Genomic DNA, 25,280 nt, shown 5'->3' with positions numbered 1-25,280 from the left:
TTATCGCTTTTGATTCATACGCTGACGCTGCATTTCCTCTGCCTGCTTCTGCATGGCTTCAAGGCGCGCAGCGAGTCCGCTTGTTTTCTTGTTGGGGTTGCTCTTGTTCTCCTGATACTTTGCCTCGAGGATGGCAAGCAGTTTCTCGTCGTTTGTGGTCTTGCGGAGCACCCACATGATGGCTGCCGAGAGGAACAGCGAGATGAAGTAGTAGAAGTTCAGACCAGAAGAGTAGTCGTTAAGCAGGTAGAACATGAAGAGGGGCATGAGGTACATCATCCACTGCATCATCTTCATCTGCTCGGCTTGCTGACCCACCATCTGGTCGCGCTGCTGGCGCATGGTCATGTAGCTGTAGAGCACGTTGGCCACACAGAAGAGAATACAGGTCAACGACAGATGGTCGCCAATACCCCAGATATGGGTGCTCCATTCCACGATAGGATCGTAGGTTGAAAGGTCATCGATCCAAAGGAAAGACTGACGGCGCAACTGGATAGCGTTTGGTACGAAGTTGAACATCGCAATCCAGATTGGCATCTGAATCAGCATAGGCAGACAGCCGCTCAGGGGTGATACGCCATACTGAGAATACATCTGCATCATGGCCTGCTGCTTTTTCATCTGATCCTCTGGCTTGTCATACTGTTTGGTGGCCTCGTCGAGTTTCGGTTTCAGCACACGCATCTTGGCAGATGACATGTAGCTTTTCTTCACCATTGGGAAGGTAATAGCCTTCAGCAACAGGGTAATCAGAATCAGTACGATACCCATTGAGAAGCCCCATGACGTGAGCCAGTCAAACACGTAGATCGTGAAGAAACGGTTGATATAACGGAACAAAGGCCATCCGAGATATACCAACTGCTCCAGATCGAGATCCTTTCCAAAAGTACTCTGTTCCTCAACATCCTTAATCAGTCGGAAATCGTTAGGACCAATATACATTTCAAATTCTGACGGGCGCATGCCTGAGGGGTCGAATGCGGTTTTCATCTTAGCATTAAACTGCTTCAGATAGCCTGAGCCCTTCTGCTGAGGGATGCTGGTCATCAGAGAATTAGCTGCGAACTCGTCTTTGGCAATCAAGGCAGCAGAGAAGAACTGGTTTTTGAAGGCCACCCAGTCGAGTTGCTCATCAATCTTCTCGTCGATTTTCTCAGAAGTCTCACTCAGATAGTCTGTGCTGCCCTTCTTCTCCTTATAGGTCAGGGTAGAGTAGCGGTTCTCAAAAGTAAAGCCTTTCTCCTGCTGACGAATCAAGTCTGTCCATTCAACGTCTATCTCCTTATAGTTAGGAGCGAACATGCCATTCAGACCATTAACCTGCAAAGTGAAGTGGAGCATATAGTCCTGTCCTAGTATATAGTTGAATATGATGCTGCCACCATTGCCAGCCTGAGCGGTCATCGTCACGGTAGAGTCGGTTACGTTAGATGGTGTGAAATACAAATCCTGGGTGATGATATTCTCAGACTTTCCTGCGAGCATGAAGTTCATCTTCTGTGTCTTCTCGTCGAAAAGTGTCACATCCATCTTGTTGTCACGATCCTCAAAGCCCTTGATGACGGCTTTGCTGATAGTTCCGCCTTTGGTGTTGAAGGTCAGTTCTACCTTGTCGTTTTTCAGCACGACAGGCTGGGCGGTGCCGTTGAGCGCTGAGTAGAAGAGTGCCGTTGAGTCTCCTTTTGCGTCTGTCTCAGCCTGAGCTTTTTGTGCAGCCTCTTCAGCTTGCTGCTTTTTGGCAGCGTTATCCTTGATGGCTGTTGCAATACTGTCTTGTTTGCGTGCGGCTTCAATTTCCTCTGCCGATGGCTGATTATACCAGCTGAAGCCGATGAGAACCAGCGCAATAAGCACAAAGCCGATGATAGTGTCTTTGTTCATTTCTGTTTATTTTTATTTTTTATATTTGCTTTATTAATTAAAGTTCACAATAAATCAAGGTGCAAAGGTACAAAAAAATCTGCTAATTCTGCGAAATCTATTATAAATTTTGTATCTTTGCCACCAGTTATGAGAAAAAACATATTATTCATCGCGGCAATTTTTGCGCTCAGCGTAAAGGCCGCCCAGCCAAACGACAGTGTCGACGGACGATATTATCGCCTGTTTGCACCGATGACGTTCTACCACAATGTAGCTGATAAAACATTGGACATAGCCTCTAATGATACAGGTAAGGATGCTGTGGCTGATGCTGTTGACGCTGCGTTGTTGAATATTTATCTGAATCGCCCGGATCTGGTTAGCGCCACAGAAACAGAGCTTCAGAAGTCTGGAGAAATCCGTAAGGATGTAGATGCTCCTATAGAGAATAAGGTGGAATTGGTTGAGAAGGTTGAAGAACCGATATTCGATATGCCAGAGGATGTGCCTACCGACGTAATGGTGCAGAAACCTAATTTCTGGACAAAAAAAGGCGATGGCTTCCTGCAGTTCATGCAGAACTATGTTTCTGGCAACTGGTATAAGGGTGGTGAGTCGAACTACTCTGCGGTCGGCTCTTTGACGCTAGAAGCCAACTATGACAATAAGAATAAATGGAAGTGGGATAATAAGCTGGAGATGAAACTCGGTTTCCTGCGTTCTCGTACGGACTCTCTTCACAAGTTCAAGTCAAATGAAGACCTCTTGCGTTTTACAAGTAAGGTGGGACTTGAAGCTACCAAAAATTGGTATTATACTCTCCAATTGCTCACTTATACACAGTTCACTCGAGGTTTGAAATCAAATGATGCCAAAACCTATTCTGATTTTATGTCGCCTTTTAATCTGAATATCGGTCTTGGTATGGACTACAAGGTAGAGTCGAAAAATAAGAAACTGACAGGAACGGTCAACCTGTCGCCCCTTGCAGTGAACTATCGTTATGTGGGGCGTCTTGCTCTTGGACCAAGTTATGGTTTGAAAGAGGGCAAGCACTCGCTTCTTGATTTCGGTTCGCAAGTGACGGCCGATCTTGTCTGGAAGATGAATGATGTTGTAACGTGGAAGTCGCGCTTCTATGCCTTCACTTCTTATAAGCGTGCTGAGATTGAGTGGGAAAACACCTTTGAACTGCGTGTTTCGAAATATATCTCTGCCAACTTGTTCCTCTTCCCACGTTTCGACGATGCCGGAGTTAAGGATGACGATCTTGGCTATCTCCAGTTCAAGGAGTATTCATCGGTGGGATTTACCTATAACTTCTAATTCTTGTTTTGTTATATAGGTAACTACTAGTTAGTCGTAAGGAAACTATGGGTTTGTCGTAATATAACTCATAGTTTCCTTACGACTAACTTTTTCTATAGATATAATTTTTTTCTTTTTTATTCGGTTTTTTTTTGCGAATCCGTCACTTCTTGTTGTAACAGCCTGATATACTGATGTCTAAGGCGGGTGATGGTTTCTTGTTATCTGTCACTTACCTTCACGCCTTGAAAGTAGGCCTTTAAATGTTTGAGAATAAGGATTATACGCTTAATAGACGTCATGCAAAAAAGTAAAACAACTTGTTTTACCTTTGAAAAGACTATCTTTTTCTATGTAAAAGACGATACTTTAGAAAGTAAAACAAGTTGTTTTACTATAGACAAAACCATCTGCGCGCCTCATATACGTATGAGGCCTGAGTGGTTATTTTGCTTCAGTCATTTCTCCTTCAATATAGAGACGGGTCATCTCAACGACGCCGTTGGTGCGAACGGTGATAGATTTCTTGAAATGCCCAGGGAATTTACCTGTACCATTATAGGTTACTTTGATCTGCCCCTTCTCACCTGGCTTGATGGGTGTCTTGGTGTACTCTGGAACGGTGCATCCACAGCTGGCTACAGCCTGATTGATAATCAAAGGCGACTCGCCTACATTGGTATAGGTGAATGTATAGGTCACAACAGGACTGCTTTCGGAAAAAGTTCCGAAGTCGTGGGTCAGTTTGTCGAACTTAATCTCGGCGGGTTTCTGTGCCAAGGCAACCGTCAGGCCGCACATCAGCAGTAAAGTCATCAATGCAATCTTTTTCATATTCAAGTGTTCTTTGTTAATTTCTGATGCAAAGATAAGCATTTTAATTAACTAAGGACACTAAGGACACTTTTTTTTCATCTTTTTTTGGTTTTTTACTCGCTTATTCGTACCTTTGCACCTCAAAAGGAATAAAAGAATAATAAATATGTATAGAAGTAAGACTTGTGGAGAGCTCCGTCTCTCCGATGCAGGTAGTGTTGTAACACTTGCAGGTTGGGTTCAGCGTAGTCGTAAGATGGGTGGCATGACATTCGTCGACCTGCGTGACCGTTACGGATTGACTCAGTTGGTTTTCAACGAGGCAGATGATGCGGCTTTGTGTGAGCGAGCCAACAAGCTTGGTCGTGAATTCTGTATTCAGGTAAAGGGTGAGGTTAGCGAGCGTCAGAGTAAGAATCCTAAGATGCCTACAGGTGATATCGAGATACTGGTCAAGGAACTGAATGTGCTGAGTGAAAGCCTTACACCGCCGTTTACTATTGAGGATAACACTGACGGAGGCGATGACATCCGTATGAAGTATCGTTATCTCGACTTGCGTCGTAATGCTGTTCGCAAAAACCTTGAACTGCGTCATCGTATGACCATCCTGATTCGTAACTTCTTGGACTCTAAGGAGTTTATTGAGGTTGAGACTCCTATATTGATTGGTTCTACTCCAGAGGGAGCTCGTGACTTTGTAGTCCCCTCTCGTATGAATCCTGGTCAGTTCTATGCATTGCCACAGTCACCTCAGACCCTGAAGCAGTTGCTGATGGTTAGTGGTTTCGACCGCTACTTCCAGATTGCCAAGTGCTTCCGTGATGAGGACCTACGTGCCGACCGTCAGCCTGAGTTCACACAGATTGATTGTGAGATGTCGTTTGTTGATCAGGAGGATGTACTCCAGATTTTCGAGGATCTCGCTCGTCATCTGTTCAAGGAGGTTCGTGGTGTCGAACTGCCTGCACTCCAGCGTATGACATGGCATGAGGCTATGCGTCGCTTCGGTAGTGATAAGCCCGATTTGCGTTTCGGCATGGAGTTTGTTGAGCTGATGGACCAGCTCAAGGGCACAGGCACTTTCCCTGTTTTCAATGAGGCTACCTATATCGGAGGTATCTGCGTGCCTGGTTGCGCTAACTATTCTCGTAAGCAGCTCGATGAACTTACCGAGTTTGTAAAGCGTCCTCAGGTAGGTGCTAAGGGCTTGGTTTATGTCAAGTTCAACGAGGACGGTACTGTTAAGTCATCTATCGATAAGTTCTATACACCTGAGGTTTGGGCTAAGGTTAAGGAGGCATGTGGTGCCAAGGATGGTGATCTCGTGCTGATTCTTAGTGGCGACAATGCTAATAAGACCCGTGTTCAGCTTTGTACACTCCGTCTGGAGATGGGTGATCGTCTTGGTCTTCGCGATAAGGATAAGTTCGTATGTCTCTGGATTGTCGACTTTCCACTCTTTGAGTGGAGCGATGAGGAACAGCGCCTGATGGCTACTCACCATCCGTTTACGATGCCTAATCCTGATGATATTCCTCTGTTGGATACTGATCCTGCTAAGGTCCGTGCCGTAGCTTACGACTTTGTTTGCAATGGTGTCGAAGTTGGTGGAGGTTCACTGCGTATCCACGATGGAAAGCTGCAGGAAAAGATGTTCCAGATTCTGGGCTTCACCCCCGAGCGTGCGATGGCACAGTTCGGCTTCCTGATTAATGCCTTTAAGTATGGAGCACCTCCTCACGCAGGTTTGGCCTTCGGTCTCGATCGTTTCGTAAGTCTCATGGCTGGTCTCGATAGCATTCGTGACTGCATTGCCTTCCCGAAGAATAACAGTGGTCGCGACGTGATGCTTGACGCTCCTGGAGAACTTGATCCTAAGCAGTTAGAAGAGCTGAACCTTTCGATTGAACTTCGTTCTAGCTCCTCCTCGCAAGACAGTGAATGAATTTCACTGTACTTGCTTCGTTCGCCGCTTGATATTCGTCAAGAATAAGCTGTGTTCTGCCAAAAAAACTTAAATATCAATAACTTGTCTGAATTAATAGTGCTATTTTTGCACTCGAAAAGATGAGAGAGATAAATAACTCAATAAAGAATAAATTATTAAGAACTATGGCAGAAAAGAAAACAACAGCTAAGAAGGCTACTGATACAAAGGCAGCCGCAGCTAAGAAAACCGCAACCGTGAAGAAAGCCGCAGCTCCTAAGAAGGCCGCAGCAAAGTCTGTTCTCGCAGTGAATGCTGAGAATATAGGTTTCAAGGCAGGAGATGTTTATCAGGCACTGGCTGCAGCAGGTAAGGCTCTCACCGTAAAGGAGATTGCTAAAGCTGCAAAGATTTCTGAGGAAGAGACTCTTCTCGGACTTGGATGGCTCTTTAAGGAGGGCAAGCTTGCTAACGACGGAGAGAAAGTTACATTGGCATAAGACAATTAACGTACAATAGAAGAAGGTCGGTAATCGCTTTTACCGGCCTTTTTTAATAGAATGATATACGACAGGCAGATATTAGACATTCTTATGGAGGTCGGTGATAAGGGCATCAGCGTGCAGTTGTTGGCCAAGCATATCTATAATTGTAACTCAAGCCTGTTTTTTACTCCTGATTTGGATGAAATCCGTGCCTATGTTCAGCAATACCTTCTGAAAAACTCCAAGTCTTCTCTCTCTCTGGTTGAGGCAACTGGCAAACGTGGCTGTTATCGATTGAATACTCAGAATAATTCCGATGCCCGCCAACTTATGATAGAGTTTAGCGAATCCCGTCAACAGGAGAACAAAGAGGAGAAGCCTGCTGTTGACCTCTCCTTGAATTTATTTGATTCTTAGATTTGTTTTATGACCTTGGCGGGGACTCCTGCTACGAGAGAGTGGGGAGGGACATCTTTGGTGACAATCGCCCCTGCAGCTATGACAGAGTGGTCTCCTATAGTTATGCCAGGAAGAATAACGGCATTAGCTCCAACCCAGATGTCATTTCCTATGACAACGGGTTTTGTCGATACACCCTGTTCGTCAATTCTTATGTCTGGATTCTCAAATTTATGATTAAGGGCAGTTACTGTGATGCCCTGCGCTAAATTTACATGATGACCAATGGTCACAGGGCCGATAATGGTATTGTGTAATCCGATCCTCGTGTAATTGCCAATGATTACATCTCCAACAGCATTGTTAATACAAGCAAATGATTCAATTACTGAATAGTCGCCAAGCGAGAACTTTCTATAAGGTGGGGTGTCCATCCTGACAGAACTATGAATCACGGAATGTTTGCCCCGATGCTGGTAGAGAGGTGATAATATCCTGATAAACCAACGTGGCCTTGTCTCCACCTGATTCATGATAATCCAATCAATGAAATTCTTCCATTTCGGATTCTTCTTAAACATTTCTCTGATGGCTTCGTTATTCATCGCTTTTGTTATTTATGACTACAAAAGTACGAATTATTTTGTATATTAGCAAATTTTTCTCTAATTTTGCAGAAAAATCTGTGAATGATGGACAAACATTACGATTATCTTATTGTTGGAGCAGGTATTTATGGCGCTACGTTTGCTTATATGGCTCATCGTCAGGGCAAGCGTTGTCTGGTCATTGATAAACGCAACCATCTTGGAGGAAACATCTATTGCGAGAATATCGAAGGCATCAATGTTCATAAATATGGTGCTCATATTTTTCATACATCAAACAAAAAGGTGTGGGATTTCGTGAATTCTATAGTTGAGTTTAATCGCTATACCAACTCGCCCATCGCCAATTATAAAGGCAAACAGTACAACCTGCCTTTCAACATGAATACCTTCTATCAGATGTGGGGAGTTCTTACACCAGCAGAAGCTCAGGCAAAGATAGAGGAACAGCGTCAGGAGGCGCTTGCGAGGATGCGGGCCGATGGCGCTACGGAACCTCGTAACCTTGAGGAACAGGCCCAGGTGTTGATAGGAAAGGATATTTATGAGATCCTTATAAAAGGATATACAGAAAAGCAATGGGGACGTAAGTGCAGCGAACTTCCCGCTTTTATTATCAAGCGTCTGCCCGTTCGCTTCATCTATGACAATAACTATTTTAATGATCGCTTCCAGGGTATTCCTATGGGGGGATATAATAAACTTATTGATGGTTTGCTTGAAGGGGTAGAGACCAGGTTGAACTCTGACTTCTTCGGTGATCGCCAGCATTGGGAGTCTATCGCTGACAAGATTCTTTATACTGGTAAACTCGATGAGTTTTATGACTATCGCTTTGGTAAGTTAGAGTTCCGTACTGTTCGTTTTGAGGAAGAAATCCTTGATTTGCCCAACTATCAGGGTAATGCTGTCATGAACTTCACCGATGCCGAAATCCCCTACACCCGTATCATCGAACACAAGCATTTCGAGATGTTTGGTGACGATGTATATAAATGCCCCAAGACTATTATCTCCCGTGAATACTCTACGGAGTGGAAAGAGGGTATGGAACCCTATTACAGTGTCAACGACGAACGTAACATGTCGCTCTATCAGCAATATCGTGATTTGGCAGAACAAGAACCCAACCTGATTCTTGGTGGGCGCCTTGCAGAGTATAAATATTACGACATGGCTCCTATTGTTGAAAAAGTGATGGGGCTGTTTGAATAGATAGGTTGTAAATGAAGATTCTTTTCCTCGTTTATCATGGCTTTTCAGAAGTCAGCGGTATTAGTAAGAAAATTCACCACCAAGTGAAGGGACTTCGTGAGAATGGTTATGAAGTCCACCTCTGCTACTATGGCTATGCCGAGAATGGTCATAAATGTCGATATATTGACGACGAGGTTATTGAAGATTATGGAAAAGGTCTTTTTGCCGGACTTCGTCAGCGTATTGATTATGAGTGTATTTATGAGTATTGTAAACTCAATGGCGTTCACCTTGTATATGCTCGCTGTTTCCAAAATGCCAATCCATGGTTGATAAGGCTGTTTAAAAGGCTAAGGAAATTGGGCATCAAAACTGTGACCGAGATTCCTACCTATCCTTATGATGCAGAGTTCGTTGGCTTTCCATTTATAACACGTGTGAATTTGAAAATTGACCAACTGTTCAGAAATCGTCTTTCTAAGCAGATGGATGCTATAGTGACATTTTCTGATGCAGAACAGATATTTGGACAGCGTACTATCCGAATTAGCAATGGTGTTGATTTCGATAGTATACCTTTGCATGATTACCATCCTTTAAGTGACGGAGCAATTCATTTGATTGGAGTCGCAGAAGTTCATTATTGGCATGGCTTTGACCGTCTGATAGCAGGAATGGGAGAATACTATAGGAATACCTCCAAACCAAGATCAATTTTCTTCCATATTGTTGGCGGAGTATGGAAAAGTGAAATGTACGACTCGATGCACGCTCCAGGTTTTGTTGAGTTAATGGATCGTTACGGTATTCGAGATAAAGTGTTTTTCCATGGTCAGTTGTTTGGTGAAGAACTTAATCGTGTCTTCAATCAATGTTGCTTTGCTGTAGGTAGTCTGGCCCGTCATCGTTCAGGTATTAAGATAATCAAGACATTAAAGAATCGCGAGTATGCCACCCGTGGAATTCCATTTATTTATTCTGAGACTGATAGTGATTTTGATGATAAACCTTATATTATAAAAGCCTCTCCAGACGAGAGCCCTATCAACATCCAGGAGATTCTTGATTTTATTGATCATAACAAATTCGCTCCCCAGGAGATACGTAAGACTGTAGAAAATTTGAGTTGGAAGATTCAGATGAAACGTGTTGTTGAAGAGGCCTGATTTTTTATCGCTTTAGCCAAAAAACCATACAAGATTTGATTCCGATATATTTTATATAGCCAGATCTTAATGCCCTTCCAAATACACTGAATTTATCTTTGAAAGGTATGATGTGCCCAGTATAGAAAACCTTGCTCAAGGTATATTTTGCAAATTTGTGGATTATTGGACTCTTTTGCCATCTTAAGAGTTCATCAATGACGGTCAGATAACAGTTTATATTTCTTTTTGAATAATGCTTCCCCATAGTAGAAACAGACCTGACACGATGATTGACGAAACTCTTTTTTAGACAATATATATTATTGCTTTGTAAAGTTAACTTCGTAGTGAAGAGCTCGTCTTCATGGATAATTCCTGGATAAAAGCTGAGACCAATCCGTTTGAGATAGTCATGTTTAATTAGAAGAAGCCATACTACACAGTTGTGTTTGCTAATGTCTAACATTCTATTTAATAAATTCTCCCCTATAATGGCTTTGTTTTCTTCCCATTCTTGTGTCCTTTGATAGTTCCATGTAAGGGGGGCTGCTCCTTCTTCTTGTATGATATTGCCATCAAAGAAGATAAAGTCAGCATGGTTGTCCTCTGCATAATCGTAACAGATCCTTAACGCTTCTCTATCTGCTAAAATATCGTCGGAGTCCATCATATAGATATATCTTCCACTGGCATGTTGTAAAGCAAGATTGCGGGCAACGGACTGACCTTGATTTGTCTGACTATAGAAACTGATACGAGCGTCCTGTCCTGCATATTTTTTTATGATTTCTTCGCTATCATCGGTAGAACCATCATTAACGGCGATGATTTCAATCTCTTTTAACGATTGATTGATAAGAGATTGGAATGCATCGTCCAGATAAGGTGCAACATTATATATTGGGAGTATGACGCTGACTTTTATCATTTTTCTTCATTCTTGGTGCAAAAATAAGGATTAAATTTGATTTTTCCAAATAATCTCAGTATATTTGCATAAAATATGAGACATTATGGATGACAAGCCTCTGAGAATAGTGTATTGTACACCAGCCTTGTATATGGCTGGAGGGGTTGAACGTGTATTAACACTCAAAGCCAACTATTTTGCAGAGCATGATGGGTATGATATCACTATTATTCTGACGGAAGGTAAAGATAAAGCATTATTCTATCCCTTGTCTGATAAAATCAAGGTTATTAATCTTGATATCAACTTTGAAGAACTGTGGAACTGCTCATTCGCAAGGAAGATATATGTCTATTTGAAGAAGCAGAGAATATACAGGAAAAGACTGACTGCTGAACTGATGCGTATCCGCCCTGATATAACCATTAGTCTTTTGCGACGTGAGATTAATTTTCTGACCAGTATTCGTGATGGCAGTAAGAAGATTGGTGAACTCCATGTCAATCGTAATAACTATCGCAATTTTGAGGTAGAGAATTCTAATGTTTTCAAGAATATCTTCGCAAAGTTCTGGATGAAAAGTCTTGTGTCTCATCTTAAGCATCTAGACTGTTTTGTCGTTCTGACTGAAGAAGATAAGTCTGCATGGTCGGAACTGAATAATGTAGTTTCAATTCCAAATCCTTTAGCTTTTGATATAGATGAGGTGAGCCCATTAACCAATAAGCGTATTATCGCGGTTGGTCGTTATGTCTATCAAAAGGGATTTGACCTGTTGTTGCAAGCATGGTCAAAGGTTGAGAAACAAATGCCGGATTGGTCATTGGCAATTTATGGCATGGGTGATCGTTCTGCTTATGAGAAATTGATGGAAGATCTCAGGATAGATAGTAACAGATGCCATTTATGTGGTCCAGTCGATGATATTAAGCATGAGTACTTGAATAGTTCTTTGTTTGTATTTAGTTCTCGCTTTGAGGGCTTTGGTATGGTTCTTATCGAAGCAATGGCTTGTGGCCTTCCTGTCATCTCTTTCGATTGCCCATGCGGCCCTAAGGATATTGTCCGACACATGGAAAATGGTATATTGGTCCCATCTGGTAGTATTGAGAAATTGGCAGAATCGATGAGAATGCTGATGTCTGATGAGATTATGCGACATAACATGTCATCATGCGCATTGGTTGATGTACATCGGTTCCAGATGGATGAAATTGCTGAACGGTGGAGAAGATTATTTGAGAAAGCAGTATCTGAAGAATAGAAACGAGGATGCAATACGAAGTAACTATAGGAATTCCGGTTTATCGGGCTGCTGGATACATTGAAAAGACAATGGAATCAGCTCTTTCGCAGACATTCCCAAGCATTGAGTTCTTGGTTTTGGATGATTGTGGAGGAGATGGCTCAATGGATGTGATTGAACGATTGCAGAAGGAACATCCTCGCGGTAAGGATATCCGTATTCTTCGTCATGAAAAGAATTACGGAATAGGAGTCGCAAGAAACAGAATACTTGATGAAGCAAGAGGTAATTATCTCTTTTTCCTTGATTCTGATGATATAATAATGTCTGATACTATTCAGTTGTTGTTTGATCATGCCCAAAAGATTGATGCAGAAATTGTATATGGGTCTTGGGAAAGAATAGATGTCATTGATAAGAGCCCGTCAGTTCAATCTGTTTATCCTTATATGCTGTTTACAGAACCTGATGGACTTGCAATGTATGCCTTTAAAAACTATTCAACATTTAGAATCTCTGTATGTAATTGCTTGATGAAAATATCAACTCTTCGTGATACCCATTTGCATTTTGTTGATGCAATTTTCTGGGAAGATATGGCTTTTACATATGAGATGGTTACTAAAGTTCGTCGTGCCATTCTATTGCCCGAAATTACCTATTATTATATATGTCGTCCAGATTCACTTTCTCATTTCCAAGAGCGTAAAACATTGCACAAGGAAGAAATACTTAAGAACGCATCTGTAGTCAATTATCTTAAAGATAAGTTGGAAGTTCTACGAGGTCATTCTTATGTCCCTTACATGAATTATAATTTGGGAATGAATAGTTTCTATGTAGTATGTTATGTCCTGAAGCATCAGTCAATAATACACCCAATGATCTCAAATTCGGAACTAAGACAGTTAATGCAGATGCCATTAAAGTTTTCCGACATTATATGCCGTCGTGGAAGGTTGATGGGTAATATGGCGCTTTGGACATTATCTCATATACCAAACTCTTTGTTCGTGCCTTTTGTTCGTATAGCAGGGAAAATAAAGAAAGTCATATAAACGGAGACATATGAAAAAAATAGTGTACTTTGTGGGAGGCCTTTTATCTCCCAACGGAATGGGAGCAATCCTTAGCCAGAAGATCAATTATCTGGCAGAGCATACGAACTATGATCTTTATATGATTTTGACGGAGAAGGCTGGTGCTCCATGGTTTTATGATATCAATCCTAAGGTTAAATGGGTCAACTTTGACATCAACTTCGATGAGTTGGATGTTATGCCTATATATAAGAAAGTCTTGTTTTATTGGTTGAAACAGCGTAAGTTCAGGCAGATGTTTACAGACTATCTGATGAAAGTCCGTCCGGATATTACAGTTTCAATTTGTCGTCGTGAAATCAATTTTATTAATAATATTAAAGACGGAAGTAAGAAAGTCGCAGAGATACATTTCGCACGTCCTTTTTATAGAAGATTTGAAAAGCCCTTCTTTCCTAAATTAATAAATGAGTGGATTAGTAATTTATGGGTAGGTAGTTTGATAAAGCAGCTTAAGCGCCTTGACCGTTTTGTTGTTTTGACGAAAGAAGATTCCAAGAATTGGCCAGAGCTGACTAATCTGGTTGTGATTCCTAATTTCGTGTTTTCTAATACTTCTCTAAAGTCGGATTTGTCGTCTAAAAGGGTTGTCGCAGTTGGTAGATATTCTTGGCAGAAAGGCTTTGATATGTTGATAGATGCATGGAAAATTGTGAGTGCTCGTCACCCTGATTGGCACTTGGATATATATGGTAGTGGAGACAATATTTCATATCAGAAATTGGCAGATGAATTATGTTTATCATCATCAGTGACCTGTCATAAGTCAGTGGGTCATGTCTATGAGAAATATTCAGAAAGCAGTATCTATGTTTTAAGTTCACGATATGAAGGCTTTGGCTTAGTGTTAGTTGAGGCTATGGGAACAGGTTTGCCAGTTGTTTCATTTGCATGTCCTTGTGGCCCTCGGGATATTATTGAAGATGGTGTGAGTGGTTATCTGGTTGAGGCTGGTGATGTTCGGAAAATGGCAGAGAAAATCTGTTATCTTATAGAGAATAGAGATGTTCGTGAATCAATGGGGCAGGCTGCGATTGCTAGAGCTGGCATGTTCTCAAGAGATCAAGTTATGCATCGTTGGATAGAATTGTTTGAATCACTTTAAAACGATATAGATATGGCATGGTATGATAAGTATTTGTCCATTTATGGCAAGCCGTTTAGTGAAGTTCCCCAGGACATTATTGATGGAACTCGTGAGCGTTTAGCTGCTTTACAGAGCGACCAACCATTAGCATCTGTAGTCGTGATCGGATATAATGAAGAAACTCATCTTCAAGCGTGCCTGTGGGCTATTAGTGAGATTAAATGCAAGTATCCGCTGGAGATTATAGGAGTAGATAATAATTCTAAGGATCGAACGGCAGAAATTTTTGAAAAATCGGGAATCCCCTATTATAGAGAGTATCAGCACTCTTGTGGGTATGCTCGTCGCTGTGGCCTCCAACATTCAAAAGGACGCTTTTATTTTGATGTCGATAGTGATACTATCTATCCTCCATACTATTATGAGGTAATGCTTGAGCAGCTATTGAAACCTGGAGTCGCTTGTGTTTCAGCTACATGGAGTTATTTCCCTGATTCAAATCATTCTAAGCTAGGTTTGAAGATATATGAGTTAACTCGTGATCTGTTTCTATGGATTCAACATTTTAAAAGACCGGAATTAAGTGTTAGAGGCTTAGTCTTTGCGTATAATGCCGACTATGGACGCCAGGAGCCATATCGTGTTGATATTATTCGTGGAGAAGATGGCTCAATGGCTTTTAATCTTAAGAAATATGGTAGAATTGTATTTGTTCGCGATAGACGGTGTCGGGCTATAACGGGCTATGGTACTATGGGACAGGAGCCTCTATGGCAAAGTTTCTTGAAACATATTAAGGTGCAAATGAAAGGAATAACACGTTTGTTCTATAGAGCTAATCATTATGAGGATAATGATGATAATATTGTGCATTGAACAACTCAATCCATCTTTTCATGATTGCATCCATATTGAATAAAAGAGCCTTTTTTCTTGCTTCACTTCCCATTTTCGCACAATCTTGAGAGTGAGTTGCCAACCATAATATCTTCCTTGCCAGCTCTTTGATGTCACCATCCTTTATTAGCAAACCATCTGAGCCGTCAGAGATGATGTCTTCAGGACCATATTCACATCGAAATGCTGCACACGGAATTCCACAAGACATAGCTTCAATTAAAACCAAACCGAAACCTTCGTAACGGGAGCTAAGTACAAGGAATTGACTCTTTTTGTATTCATCATAGATAGAATTGGAAACTCCCTTCAAGTTAACACGTCCGATAAGGCCCTTCTTATCAATCAGGTCTCTAAGCAGATCCCTATCAATTCCCTGTCCGTAGATATCAATATACCAATTGGGTATCTTGGACGCAATGAGGCTGAATGCTTCTATAAGCAAGTCAAATCCTTTCTGAGCATGAAGCCTGCCTACGGCTATAATACGATTAGGAATCTTTTCAACGTCATCAATTTGATCAGGTATATGGGTCACTGGATTCGGTATTACTATAACATTCTTGCAATATTTTCTCCAATTGTCTGCATCTCCCTTGGTCAGTGCCACAAGTTGGCTGCAATGATGTAATGGACGAAGATTCCATATATCATATAACTTTGCAAGGTACCATCTCGCAGACTTTTTAGCAAAATCATTTTGTTTAATAGTTGCCTTGAATGCCAAATGTGATTCTAATATAAGAGGAATACCCGTAGCTTTGCATGCACGAGTTGTTAGGCGTATGTTCTTAAGTGGCATAATTGTAGACGTTATGATGTCAGGACGTAGTTCGTTCAAAATAGCGGTCAAACGCCTAATATATATCTTCCGCATGAGATGTAAGGAATGAACCTTCTTCAATAGCGGCAGATTGGTAATAGTAAAGAAACGGGTATCTAGGTCAACGTGGTTGATGGAATGATGCAAAGGATATACTAGCTCATGTTGCCCCTGTTCTGATGTTATCAATGTTACTTCATGTCCATGTTCGGCAAGATAATTCATCTTGTCTGCCATCACTCTTTCTTCTCCGCCTTTAGCAGCAAATGATTTTAATAAATATACTATTTTCATCTGAGTAGTTTATTTTGAATCTTGGAAATAACAGGGACTCTATTGCCAAGGTCTTTCATGCCTGGGGTAAATAGATACACAAATACTGTGTATAAAACGATGATGGGAAGGGAGATGCAGATTGCATATAGAAGAATACTGATGAGTGTGAATTCTGCTTTTTGTGAGAGCGCCAATGCAAGGAAGTAATTGCCTGCAAGGCATAAGAGAAGTATCAAATAGTGAATAATAATATGGCGCCAGTATTTTGCGACATGTTGTTTGAAACCATGTCTGTATAGAAAATATGGTTTCCAGATTACTACAAGTAATATCATACTAATAGTTTTACCTAATAAAATACCGATAAGTCCGTAAAAGTATCCTATAACGAGTGTGATTATTAGGTTTATTGCTCCTTCTGTATAGGCAGCCCATACATCATCATATAGTCCGTATGCATTAATAAATAAGTCAACGGAAGGACGCGTGAGCATGATGTACATGTTGAGAAGAACCAAGAAAACAATATGGTCTTTTAAGATATATTGTGGGCCAAGCCACCACCCAATAAATGGATTAATTATAAATGTTAAGACTATGATAAAAATACCAGTAATCCAGTACCTAAAAGTTGCGAATTCCCAAAAGACCTTTCTGATGTTCCTTTGATTTCCTTCTGCAACAAGATTACCAATACTGGCATTCATTCCTGTAAAAACTGTATTGAATAAGCCAGTTAGTCTGCCGACAATCATCATGTAGTTACCAAAACATGTAACCATGCGTAGTGATTCGAATGCGAAAACAAGAATTTCATCGCTTTTAGAAAGGAAGAAATTCTTCATACGATGAATAAAGACTTGTTTTGTTTTTTTGAGTATCTCTGGATATCGTTTTAAGATGAGTTTACCTTTGCTTTTGTCACTTTGAAGCCAAGGATACTCTTTATCAATTACATAGTTAACAGCCCAGCAGATAAACAGGCAGAAGACGAACTCGACTCCTACAAATATATAGTAATTCTTATAGTAGTATGCTAATAATATCTGAACAATAGTCTTAACTATTCCCCCTGTCTGTATCCATATCGTGTATTTGTATGTCTTCTGATCGCTGTCCAATAGGATATGACGGTAATTGAAGTAATAGCCTATCACATCGGAACCAAGAAATGAATATGTCATGAAAAAGATGATTCCTAGAGGCATCCCCGAATTTGAGAAAACAAAGGGAAAAAACAGGCTGATTATAATACCTCCACATAGAATGATAGTTCCAACAATACGGTATAACCACCCAAAGAGTGAGACGATTTCGTTTATAGTATCCTGATCTCTATTTGCAAGAGGCTTGTATAAGAAATATCCGATACTTGTGGCAATACCCACTTCCGTAATATTAAGAAAACCGAGAATACTTGAGATAGTACCAGTGAGTCCGATAAAGTCAGCGCCCAGGTTGTCCAGAAAAATACGGCGTGAGAAGAATGTCATAATGATAGACGTAAAGTAGAATATGATTCCTACTTTTGCATTCAATAGACTCTTGTGTACTCTTTCTGCCATATTTAATCAATAACAATATTCTCAAAAAAATGTGATGAATATGATTCTATATTGAATCTGGGATCTAACTTGTTGCCAATGTAGCTGTTATAGTTCTTCTTGATCTTAAGTATGGCTTGGGCCAGCTCACTTACAAGGTTGTCATTTTTATCCAGAAGAATATGTTTTTGCCCAACTAATGTTTCAGGTATACCTCCATCGTTTGTCGCAATTACAGGAAGCCCCATAGCTGTAGCTTCTATGCAAGTCATTCCGAGTGCCTCGTTAATGTGAGAAGGAATAATGGCGACATCTGCTGCGGATAAGTAACTTGATAGTTTGTTGTATGGAACAAAACCAGTAAAATGTGCGTTGGCGTTCTTCCCCAAATTATAAAGACTTTCTATAAATGGATTTTGATTCTTGCTGTCAGCAAAATTTTCCCCTCCAACTACAATCAGTTTTATATCGGGGTGATCTTTTAGCAATATAAATGCCTCTAAAAGCTCTTTAATTCCTTTGTCAGGAATTAGGCGTCCAGTATATATGGCAACAAAATCATTCTTCTCAATGCCCAATGCCTCACGAATGTTGTTAGGTTTGTTGGGGCTTGTGAAGTTTTCCGTGCATAACCCATTATATACAACAGCAATTCGGCTTGGAATTCCTACGGATTCTATTTGTCTTTTAAGGAAATCAGATACAACAATAAACTTGTCTGTTGCTCTTATAATACTTTTCGTCTTTTCATCAGATGCACATATCATATTGGTATGTAGGTGTGAGACAATGGGTGTGTTTAGTCTTTTTTTTAGTTTTAAAGCAAAGCCTGGCCGATTTTCAAGAATTATCAAATCGAAATTCTTTCTTTTTAATCTTTTATAGACTTTCTCAAAGAAATACTCGAGTTTGTACGAATAGCATTCGTTCTTGTGGAATTGCGCATATATTCTTGCTCCAAAACGAGCCCAGAGGGACTTTGTATCGATGTATTCGTAATGATTTTCTTTCGACTGGAGTGCTTTGTGCTTCTTAATCTGAGGGTGGCTAACACTATATATTGTTATGTCGTGAAGGTGATGTTGATGATTGTATTTTAGATAATAATCGATAAGATTCTCTACAGCTCCACCTAAGACTGCAGGAATTGGCAATATTCCAGATGTAATAATTGCAACTTTCATAAAGTGAACATTATCTTTGTGCAAAAGTACAAAAAAAAATGAAGAAATACGATGAATGCTCTGAATTTAACTTAAAGACAAGCATTTTAATGTGACTTTCTTGTTGAATTCGTTTTTTATTCGTACATTTGCACCATAAGTTATGTTTTTAAATATCTAGGCCAAAGATGGATGTCTCAATAATTATTCCAGTATATAAGGTTGAGAAATACATTACACGTTGTATTCAATCCATAATGAATCAGTCGTGTGAGAATATCCAAATTGAATGTATTATTATTGATGACTGTACTCCAGATGCAAGTATTGATATTGTAAATGGAGTATTATCTGATTATAAGGGAGATGTGAAATTTATAATCTTGCGTCATGAGAAAAACTCTGGTTTGTCTGCTGCAAGAAATACGGGAATAAAAGCATCTACAGGACGTTATTTGATGTTTGTCGATTCAGATGACTATATTACTGATGACGCAGTTTCGAAACTATGGAATGCTCATCTGACATATCAGCATGCAGAACTGATAGTTGCTACCTATTATAGTGTTAAAGACTCATGTCCCTTTGATAATGGTATAGATAAACAGACATTGGTTGATGGTAAGCGGCTTAGAAAAATGTTAATGAATTATCAGGTAACCTGTAATGCATGCTGGAGATTAATACCAAGAGAACTGATAATAAATAATAATTTGTTTTTTACTCCAGGATTGTTATATGAAGACATTCTGTGGTGTCATCGATTGTTTGCATTGGTAGAATCAGCAGTTGTCTTGCCTGATGTGGTCTATTATTATGAAAATAATCCGAATTCTATAACAAACACAACAAAAGAGAAAGCTATACGCTCTGTAAGAAGTTATGCTTATAACTGTGATGAGATGCTTAAAAAGCCTTATAAAGATGTATATGTAGATCATCAGTTGTATGTGTTGACTTTTTTAATGAGGGCACTGGATACTCGACGAGACTATAAAGTTCGAGGTGAAGTCAGTAAAAAACTAAATGATGTCCGTTTTAGACTTGTGCGTTCCACTTTGTCGGAAGGTAGGCTTCTATTAGGCTTGTTTTTCCTGATTACATACCAGCCTCTTTATTCTCTTTTTAGTTGTCGTTGGTTTCGTTCACATTATTATATGTTGGAATCATTTATACGACATAGGGCTAATTTCTTAGATAGTATATTTCACAGGAACAATTAATAATATATTGACATGATTTCTTTATCGATTATTATTCCAGTCTATAAAGTTGAAAACTATATTCGTCGTTGTCTGGAGTCTGTTATTGCTCAGGAAGATAGTGGAGTTGAGATGGAGTGTATAGTGATTGATGATAAGGGACCCGATAATAGTATGGATATTGTACACGATGTTATTAGTAATTATCATGGTACTATAGATTTTAAAGTCGTAGTTCATGAAAGAAATCGTGGAGTAGCTGCAGGAAGAAATACTGGAGCTAAAATGGCAAACGGAGAATATATCATGTTTATAGATTCTGATGATTACCTGAAGCCTGGATGTGTCAAAAGTCTGCTTGGGGCTTCAAAAGATTATCCTCAGGCGGATGTTATTATTGGTCAGTTCTATAGTGTTAGAGAGCAGAAGCCATCATATGATTATTTATCGAGCCCTGTCTTATATGATAATAAAGAAGAGATTCATAGAAATTTTCTTAGGGTAATATTGGATTGCTTTCCTTGGAACCGGCTACTGCGAAGGAAGTTAATTGTGGATAACCAATTATATTTTCAGGAAGGAACAATCTTTGAAGACGTAATTTGGTCATATCACCTATTTGATAAGGTTAATGCAGTTTTGCTAATACCTGATATTACTTATGTTTATGAGAATAATCCAACATCAGCAATGAACTCGACAAAGGAAAAATCTACGGCTACAGTTCGGAGCTTTGTCTTTTTCTGTAACGAGATGTTAGACCAGCCATACAAGGGTATGTTTGTTGACCATCATCTATATGTCTTTAATATCTTAATGAAGGCTATAGATACTCGTATGCATGCATGTGTTACTCCTGAGGTTAGTCTTTCGTTGAATCTTGTGAGAAACCGTATTTTCCGTGAGACGTTGTTGAGCGGACGCATCTTTTTGGCAATGTTTTTTCTGACTGCTTTTCCGCCTTTTAATAATATTCTTCGTTTCTCCTGGTTTAGAAGCCATTTCGATAGATTGGGAAGCGTTATTAGATCCTTAACATTAAGGAAGTGAGATTTACTTGAAAGTCTTTATCCATGAACAGAAAGAGAACTTCTCTATAATGTCGGAACTGATAGACGCCATCTCTTCATTTAAGAAATTTCTAATGAGTTCTTCATCTTGATTATCCCAGATGAAGATATTCTTTGGATTGTAAAATTCGTAATTGACAATGTCTTTGCTATTGGTTATTAACTTCTTATGATAGATTAATGCCTCTAGGGCTCGTAGAGTAATTCCTGTTTGTCCATCTTGCAATATTTCAACGATACAATGGCTTTGGCAGACATATTTTATATTCTCTTCATATGTAATTTGTTGCTCTTTAGACTCAGGAACAATACATTTCCCCACTTTCCCTATGTTGGATAGCTTGTTTGTAATTAAACGTAGTGTGTCAATTCTTCCTTTGGGGAAGCCTAAAAAATAGTAGTCGTAGGATGCTATAGATGTATGAGGTATGTCTTTCTTTCTAATAAATTGATCTTTGTATGTTATCTCATATTTTATCGCGTCATCTCTGTCGAATGTTGATATGTTACATCCCAGATCTTTCAACTCTTGAATTCTTTGTTTTTCATTAGTAAATAACTTAGAGACTGGATTCCAAAAGAAAGTATGGAACTTGCAATCCTTGCATATGCTTCTCTTTATGTATTTTATAAGTGTAATATCCGCGATGTCAAAGACAATGATGGTGTCGTTCTTTGATGTCAGACGCAGAGCAGAAAATCCTGGCATCAATTTGAATAGAAAAGGAAAAAACAGATTCTTATCACGTGCGAATTTCATAAGAAGGTTAAATAGACGAGATTTCAGGTGTTGATCTGTTATCCTAACGAAATGACAGTCGTTAGTTTCACCTAATAATATATTGTCAAGCAAATCTGTACTTTTATAGATAAGGTATCTCATATTATATGAATCGATTCTTTATAGCTTTTAGTGTGCATCGGATATAACGAGAAAAAGAAATGTTATGTTTCTTTCTGGCATAAAACCAAAAACAACTTCTCGAGAAGAATTTCTTACGGATGTCAAATTCTACCATGTCATCTACTTCTCTTTGCTCATATTTCGCAACATCTTGTTTTATAAGTTCTGCAAGACGACTGTCTTCCGGATTGTCAGCGTGCTGGCTGGCAATGAAGTTTTTTCGCCATGTCACGGATGTTCTGACGGCTTCGATCTTATCCTCAATACAGCTTAGATCGTGACTGATCGATTGGCCGTTGCCGCGATATTGAAATCCTACTTCTTGAGTGTTAGCCATTCCGTGTGAGGCTGCAGCGATAAAAGCGGTAATATCATCGCTTTGCCATCCATAAGGGAGCTTATAGAAGCCTCCATTTTTTCTGAGCGTTTCTGTTTTAAAAAGAAAATCCCCCAAATGCGAATTCCTGGGATTATACATTAGAGAGTATACGGATTCCCATTCAGGTCGTTCTTCTAATACGCAGACAAGATTTGAATGATCGTCAATAATTTCACTTCTTGCATGATATAGGTCTAGATTAGGATATTTCATGATTAGTTCTGCAAAATCATGGAGACATCTTGGTGTTAATTTATCATCATCACCCATACAAATCAGATAATCTCCTGTTGCATAGCTAAGACATATGTTCCAGTTGTCTACAACATCCTTGGCTCCGCAGTTTTTCTTATTTTTGAAATAGTGAATTCGCTGGTCATCGTATTTGTAAACAATACTATCAAGATCGTATGGAGATGCATCGTTAACAATGATTACTTCAAAATTGTGGTAGGTCTGAGCTAAGACACTATCAATCGCTTCTTTTAAATACCTGTCTTTATAGGCCGGTATTGTAACACTGAATATGATGTCTTTAGTCATTAGTATATTATATTTGCCACAAAAGTATAAATAAAAACCGAATAAGGCAAATTTATTCTTGTTTTTGTTCTTTAATTTGCAAAGAATGTGTATTTTTGCATAAAAAAGTAAGGAATGAAGATAACTTATATCTATACGGCTCTTGTTACAAAAGGTGGAGCTGATCGTGTAATAACCAACAAGGCAAATTGGCTGGCAGATCATGGGTATGATGTTATGATTGTAACGGATACGCAGTTGGGACGAAAGCCGATTTTCCCTCTGTCAGAGAAAGTTGTCTTGCATGATCTTGCAATTGATTTCAGTTTGGAGTATGGTCATTCCTTATTAATCAGAGCATGGTGGTATTTCTGGTTGATGCGTAAGTATAGGAAAGAATTGACATCAGTTTTGCTGAACCGTCATTCTGATGTTGTGATTACAACATTAGGGAGAGATTTGGATTTTCTGACTCGAATTAATGATGGAAGTGTCAAGATTGGTGAATCTCATATAGCCAGACAGTATTCCCGGAATTTCCATTTGATGGAGCAAAAGGGAGGTCTCCACAAGTTGCTGGCTAGGTTTTGGCGGAAGAAGCAAGAAAGAGATGTGAGAAAGCTGGATGCCTTGGTTTTGCTAACGCAAGCTGATGCAGAAAGTTGGAAGGGAGTTACGAAAACATATGTGATTCCCAATCCTACTCCATTTTATCCAAAAAGTTGTTCATCGTGCGAAAGCCATAAGGCAATCTGCGTTGGTCGATTAAATGAGCAGAAAGGCTATGAGTATCTGATTGCTGCATGGACAATTGTGAGCAGACGTTTCCCTGACTGGGTGCTTAATGTTTATGGGGAAGGCGAGATTAGAGAGCAACTTCAAGTTTTGATAGATAAGAATGGAATTACTAATACCTTTATTTTGAACGAACCGGTTTCTCAAATCGAAGACAAGTATTTGGAAAGTAGTATTTATATTATGAGTTCGAGATTTGAGGGGTTCCCGATGGTCTTATTAGAAGCTATGTCTTGTGGACTTCCTTGTGTCTCTTTTGATTGCCCCAATGGCGCGAGAGATATGATTCAAGATGGACAGAATGGCTTTCTAGTTGATTATCTTAACGTAGAAATGCTTGCAGATAAAATCTGCGTGCTTATGGGTAATGAAAGACTTAGAGTTGAGATGGGGAAAAGAGCTAGAGAGTATGTCGCAAAATATGACAATAATCAGATAATGATATTGTGGGAGAATCTGTTTAACGATTTGTCTAAGATTGGAAAATGAAAGTATTAGAAGTTATACGTCAAGGTCAGATAGGGGGAGGTGAGTCTCATCTGATAGATTTGGTCTCTTTTCTTGATAAAAAGAAGATTGAACCTGTGTGCCTTTCATTTTCTGGAGGTGAGATGATAAATCGTCTGAATGAGATGGGTATTATTTGCTATGTGCTTGAAACGCAAAGACCTTTTGATCTGCGAATTCAGAAACAAATTATAGAACTGATACGTGACAATGATATTCAACTTGTTCATGCTCATGGCAGTAGAGCAGCTTCGAATATGTTGTATCCTGTTCGCAAATTACATATACCTTTTGTGTATACTGTTCATGGATGGAGTTTCCATGATGACCAGTCTTTCCTGGTAAAGAAACTTCGTGCTTGGAGTGAAAAACTGATTTGCCATTATGCAGATGAGGTGATTTGTGTCTCTCAAAGCAATGCGGATACTGGGCGTGAATTGTTTGGATTGAAAATGGCTCACGTAATCGATAATGGGGTTAATCTAGATAGGTTTAATCCCCAGAATAGTCTAAAGGACCTCCGACCTGTATTTGGATTTGACAAGGATGACTTTGTTGTGGGGTTTATCGCACGTTGTACGATTCAGAAGAATCCGCTTCTCTTCTTGGAGTCGCTTCAGTTAGCGCATAAGGTGTATCCCGAAATAAAAGGTCTCTTTGTTGGGGAAGGAGATATGGATTCCCAAGTAGATGAATATATTGCATTACATCAGATGCAGGATTATGTCTTTCGCTCTCCTTTCCGTATTGACGTGCCAGATATATTAAATTGTATAGACGTCTATTGCCTTCCAAGTCTGTGGGAAGGTCTTTCTATTGCATTGTTGGAAGCTATGGCTATGAGCAAGGCCATTATTGCGACCCCAACAGATGGAACTAAAGAGGTGCTTCGAAATGAGGAAAACGGTTTGCTTATACCTGTAAATGATATATCAGCCTTAACGGATGCGATTCTTCGATTGCATGACGATTATTCTTTAATGGAAAAGTGTAGAACAAACGCTCGTATGTTTGTCTCAGAACGTTTTAATGCCAATCGGGTTGCAGAATCTGTATCAGCAATATACTCAAAATATAAATAAACTATAATTCTGA

General features: G+C 39.6%; 23 protein-coding genes. 14 read left to right on the top strand and 9 right to left on the bottom strand.

Annotated elements, in window-relative coordinates; all coding sequences use genetic code 11:
* On the bottom strand, positions 1 to 1,887 hold the full coding sequence (yidC, locus tag BMX82_RS02880) for a membrane protein insertase YidC (protein WP_091765890.1): 1,887 nt from the start codon (positions 1,885 to 1,887) through the stop codon (positions 1 to 3).
* 129 nt (positions 1,888 to 2,016) lie between these two features.
* Between yidC and BMX82_RS02875 the strand changes: the two genes are divergently transcribed.
* A complete protein-coding gene (locus BMX82_RS02875; protein WP_091765888.1) occupies positions 2,017 to 3,195 on the top strand; it encodes a DUF3078 domain-containing protein in 1,179 nt (392 codons plus the stop codon).
* A 426-nt stretch (positions 3,196 to 3,621) separates the two neighbouring features.
* On the opposite strand, the gene BMX82_RS02870 is transcribed toward BMX82_RS02875, so the two are convergent.
* Positions 3,622 to 4,011 (bottom strand): DUF1573 domain-containing protein, encoded by a 390-nt coding sequence (locus BMX82_RS02870; RefSeq protein WP_036913065.1) that lies wholly within the window; start codon positions 4,009 to 4,011, stop codon positions 3,622 to 3,624.
* 148 nt (positions 4,012 to 4,159) lie between these two features.
* Between BMX82_RS02870 and aspS the strand changes: the two genes are divergently transcribed.
* The 3 genes from aspS to BMX82_RS02855 all read left to right on the top strand — a co-directional run bounded on the left by aspS (position 4,160) and on the right by BMX82_RS02855 (position 6,825).
* Positions 4,160 to 5,941 (top strand): aspartate--tRNA ligase, encoded by a 1,782-nt coding sequence (gene aspS, locus BMX82_RS02865; protein WP_091765886.1) that lies wholly within the window; start codon positions 4,160 to 4,162, stop codon positions 5,939 to 5,941.
* Positions 5,942 to 6,108: 167 nt separating this feature from the next.
* Positions 6,109 to 6,423: a winged helix-turn-helix domain-containing protein gene (locus tag BMX82_RS02860; protein ID WP_036913684.1), complete on the top strand. Its 315-nt coding sequence runs from the start codon at positions 6,109 to 6,111 to the stop codon at positions 6,421 to 6,423.
* Positions 6,424 to 6,483: 60 nt separating this feature from the next.
* Positions 6,484 to 6,825 (top strand): hypothetical protein, encoded by a 342-nt coding sequence (locus BMX82_RS02855; RefSeq protein WP_036913059.1) that lies wholly within the window; start codon positions 6,484 to 6,486, stop codon positions 6,823 to 6,825.
* Here BMX82_RS02855 and BMX82_RS02850 read toward each other — a convergent pair.
* Positions 6,822 to 7,412, bottom strand: coding sequence for an acyltransferase (locus BMX82_RS02850; protein WP_091765884.1), 591 nt, complete (start codon positions 7,410 to 7,412; stop codon positions 6,822 to 6,824). The genes BMX82_RS02855 and BMX82_RS02850 overlap by 4 nt on opposite strands.
* Positions 7,413 to 7,496: 84 nt before the next feature.
* On the opposite strand from BMX82_RS02850, the gene glf reads away from it, so the two are divergent.
* Together glf and BMX82_RS02840 are read left to right on the top strand one after the other, a co-directional pair.
* Positions 7,497 to 8,630 carry a UDP-galactopyranose mutase gene (glf, locus tag BMX82_RS02845; RefSeq protein ID WP_091765881.1) on the top strand — a complete coding sequence of 378 codons (1,134 nt, stop codon included), beginning with the start codon at positions 7,497 to 7,499 and terminating at the stop codon, positions 8,628 to 8,630.
* 11 nt (positions 8,631 to 8,641) lie between these two features.
* The gene (locus BMX82_RS02840; RefSeq protein WP_091765878.1) at positions 8,642 to 9,778 is read left to right on the top strand and encodes a glycosyltransferase family protein; all 1,137 of its coding nucleotides are present in this window, start codon (positions 8,642 to 8,644) and stop codon (positions 9,776 to 9,778) included.
* A gap of 4 nt (positions 9,779 to 9,782) precedes the next feature.
* On the opposite strand, the gene BMX82_RS02835 is transcribed toward BMX82_RS02840, so the two are convergent.
* Positions 9,783 to 10,688, bottom strand: coding sequence for a glycosyltransferase family 2 protein (locus BMX82_RS02835; RefSeq protein ID WP_091765875.1), 906 nt, complete (start codon positions 10,686 to 10,688; stop codon positions 9,783 to 9,785).
* Positions 10,689 to 10,773: 85 nt separating this feature from the next.
* Between BMX82_RS02835 and BMX82_RS02830 the strand changes: the two genes are divergently transcribed.
* From BMX82_RS02830 to BMX82_RS02815, 4 genes are read left to right on the top strand one after another with little or no spacing between them, the layout of a single operon-like run.
* Complete coding sequence (locus tag BMX82_RS02830; protein WP_091765872.1) at positions 10,774 to 11,934, top strand: glycosyltransferase family 4 protein; 1,161 nt, start codon at positions 10,774 to 10,776, stop codon at positions 11,932 to 11,934.
* 8 nt (positions 11,935 to 11,942) lie between these two features.
* The gene (locus BMX82_RS02825; RefSeq protein WP_091765870.1) at positions 11,943 to 12,974 is read left to right on the top strand and encodes a glycosyltransferase family 2 protein; all 1,032 of its coding nucleotides are present in this window, start codon (positions 11,943 to 11,945) and stop codon (positions 12,972 to 12,974) included.
* 10 nt (positions 12,975 to 12,984) lie between these two features.
* Positions 12,985 to 14,121, top strand: coding sequence for a glycosyltransferase family 4 protein (locus BMX82_RS02820; RefSeq protein ID WP_091765867.1), 1,137 nt, complete (start codon positions 12,985 to 12,987; stop codon positions 14,119 to 14,121).
* A gap of 12 nt (positions 14,122 to 14,133) precedes the next feature.
* A complete protein-coding gene (locus BMX82_RS02815; protein WP_091765864.1) occupies positions 14,134 to 14,979 on the top strand; it encodes a glycosyltransferase family 2 protein in 846 nt (281 codons plus the stop codon).
* Here the strand turns inward: BMX82_RS02815 and BMX82_RS02810 are convergent.
* The 3 genes from BMX82_RS02810 to BMX82_RS02800 are packed head-to-tail and all read right to left on the bottom strand — an operon-like array spanning position 14,939 to position 18,827.
* Entirely contained in the window at positions 14,939 to 16,117 is a 1,179-nt protein-coding gene (locus BMX82_RS02810; protein ID WP_091765862.1) for a glycosyltransferase family 4 protein, read from the bottom strand. The genes BMX82_RS02815 and BMX82_RS02810 overlap by 41 nt on opposite strands.
* Positions 16,114 to 17,664, bottom strand: coding sequence for a lipopolysaccharide biosynthesis protein (locus BMX82_RS02805; RefSeq protein ID WP_091765859.1), 1,551 nt, complete (start codon positions 17,662 to 17,664; stop codon positions 16,114 to 16,116). Before BMX82_RS02805 ends, BMX82_RS02810 begins: the two co-directional genes overlap by 4 nt.
* A 2-nt stretch (positions 17,665 to 17,666) precedes the next feature.
* On the bottom strand, positions 17,667 to 18,827 hold the full coding sequence (locus BMX82_RS02800) for a glycosyltransferase family 4 protein (RefSeq protein ID WP_091765856.1): 1,161 nt from the start codon (positions 18,825 to 18,827) through the stop codon (positions 17,667 to 17,669).
* 167 nt (positions 18,828 to 18,994) lie between these two features.
* Here BMX82_RS02800 and BMX82_RS02795 point away from each other — a divergent pair, with 167 nt between their 5' ends.
* Together BMX82_RS02795 and BMX82_RS02790 are read left to right on the top strand one after the other, a co-directional pair.
* The gene (locus BMX82_RS02795; protein ID WP_091765854.1) at positions 18,995 to 20,029 is read left to right on the top strand and encodes a glycosyltransferase family 2 protein; all 1,035 of its coding nucleotides are present in this window, start codon (positions 18,995 to 18,997) and stop codon (positions 20,027 to 20,029) included.
* Positions 20,030 to 20,041: 12 nt separating this feature from the next.
* Positions 20,042 to 21,058 carry a glycosyltransferase family 2 protein gene (locus BMX82_RS02790; RefSeq protein WP_091765851.1) on the top strand — a complete coding sequence of 339 codons (1,017 nt, stop codon included), beginning with the start codon at positions 20,042 to 20,044 and terminating at the stop codon, positions 21,056 to 21,058.
* A 3-nt stretch (positions 21,059 to 21,061) separates the two neighbouring features.
* Here BMX82_RS02790 and BMX82_RS02785 read toward each other — a convergent pair whose 3' ends face one another.
* Positions 21,062 to 21,961 carry a WaaS/CpsH family glycosyltransferase gene (locus BMX82_RS02785; protein WP_036913029.1) on the bottom strand — a complete coding sequence of 300 codons (900 nt, stop codon included), beginning with the start codon at positions 21,959 to 21,961 and terminating at the stop codon, positions 21,062 to 21,064.
* A gap of 1 nt (position 21,962) precedes the next feature.
* Positions 21,963 to 22,904, bottom strand: coding sequence for a glycosyltransferase family 2 protein (locus BMX82_RS02780; protein WP_177171995.1), 942 nt, complete (start codon positions 22,902 to 22,904; stop codon positions 21,963 to 21,965).
* A gap of 114 nt (positions 22,905 to 23,018) precedes the next feature.
* On the opposite strand from BMX82_RS02780, the gene BMX82_RS02775 reads away from it, so the two are divergent.
* Together BMX82_RS02775 and BMX82_RS02770 are read left to right on the top strand one after the other, a co-directional pair.
* Positions 23,019 to 24,167: a glycosyltransferase family 4 protein gene (locus BMX82_RS02775; RefSeq protein WP_036913027.1), complete on the top strand. Its 1,149-nt coding sequence runs from the start codon at positions 23,019 to 23,021 to the stop codon at positions 24,165 to 24,167.
* Complete coding sequence (locus BMX82_RS02770) at positions 24,164 to 25,267, top strand: glycosyltransferase (protein ID WP_091765845.1); 1,104 nt, start codon at positions 24,164 to 24,166, stop codon at positions 25,265 to 25,267. Before BMX82_RS02775 ends, BMX82_RS02770 begins: the two co-directional genes overlap by 4 nt.
* The last annotated feature ends 13 nt before the right edge of the window (positions 25,268 to 25,280 follow it).

Source organism: Prevotella sp. khp7 (assembly GCF_900109055.1).
GTDB lineage: Bacteria > Bacteroidota > Bacteroidia > Bacteroidales > Bacteroidaceae > Prevotella.
Note: the sequence above shows the minus strand (reverse complement) of the source record. Positions and strands in the feature narration are given on the sequence as shown.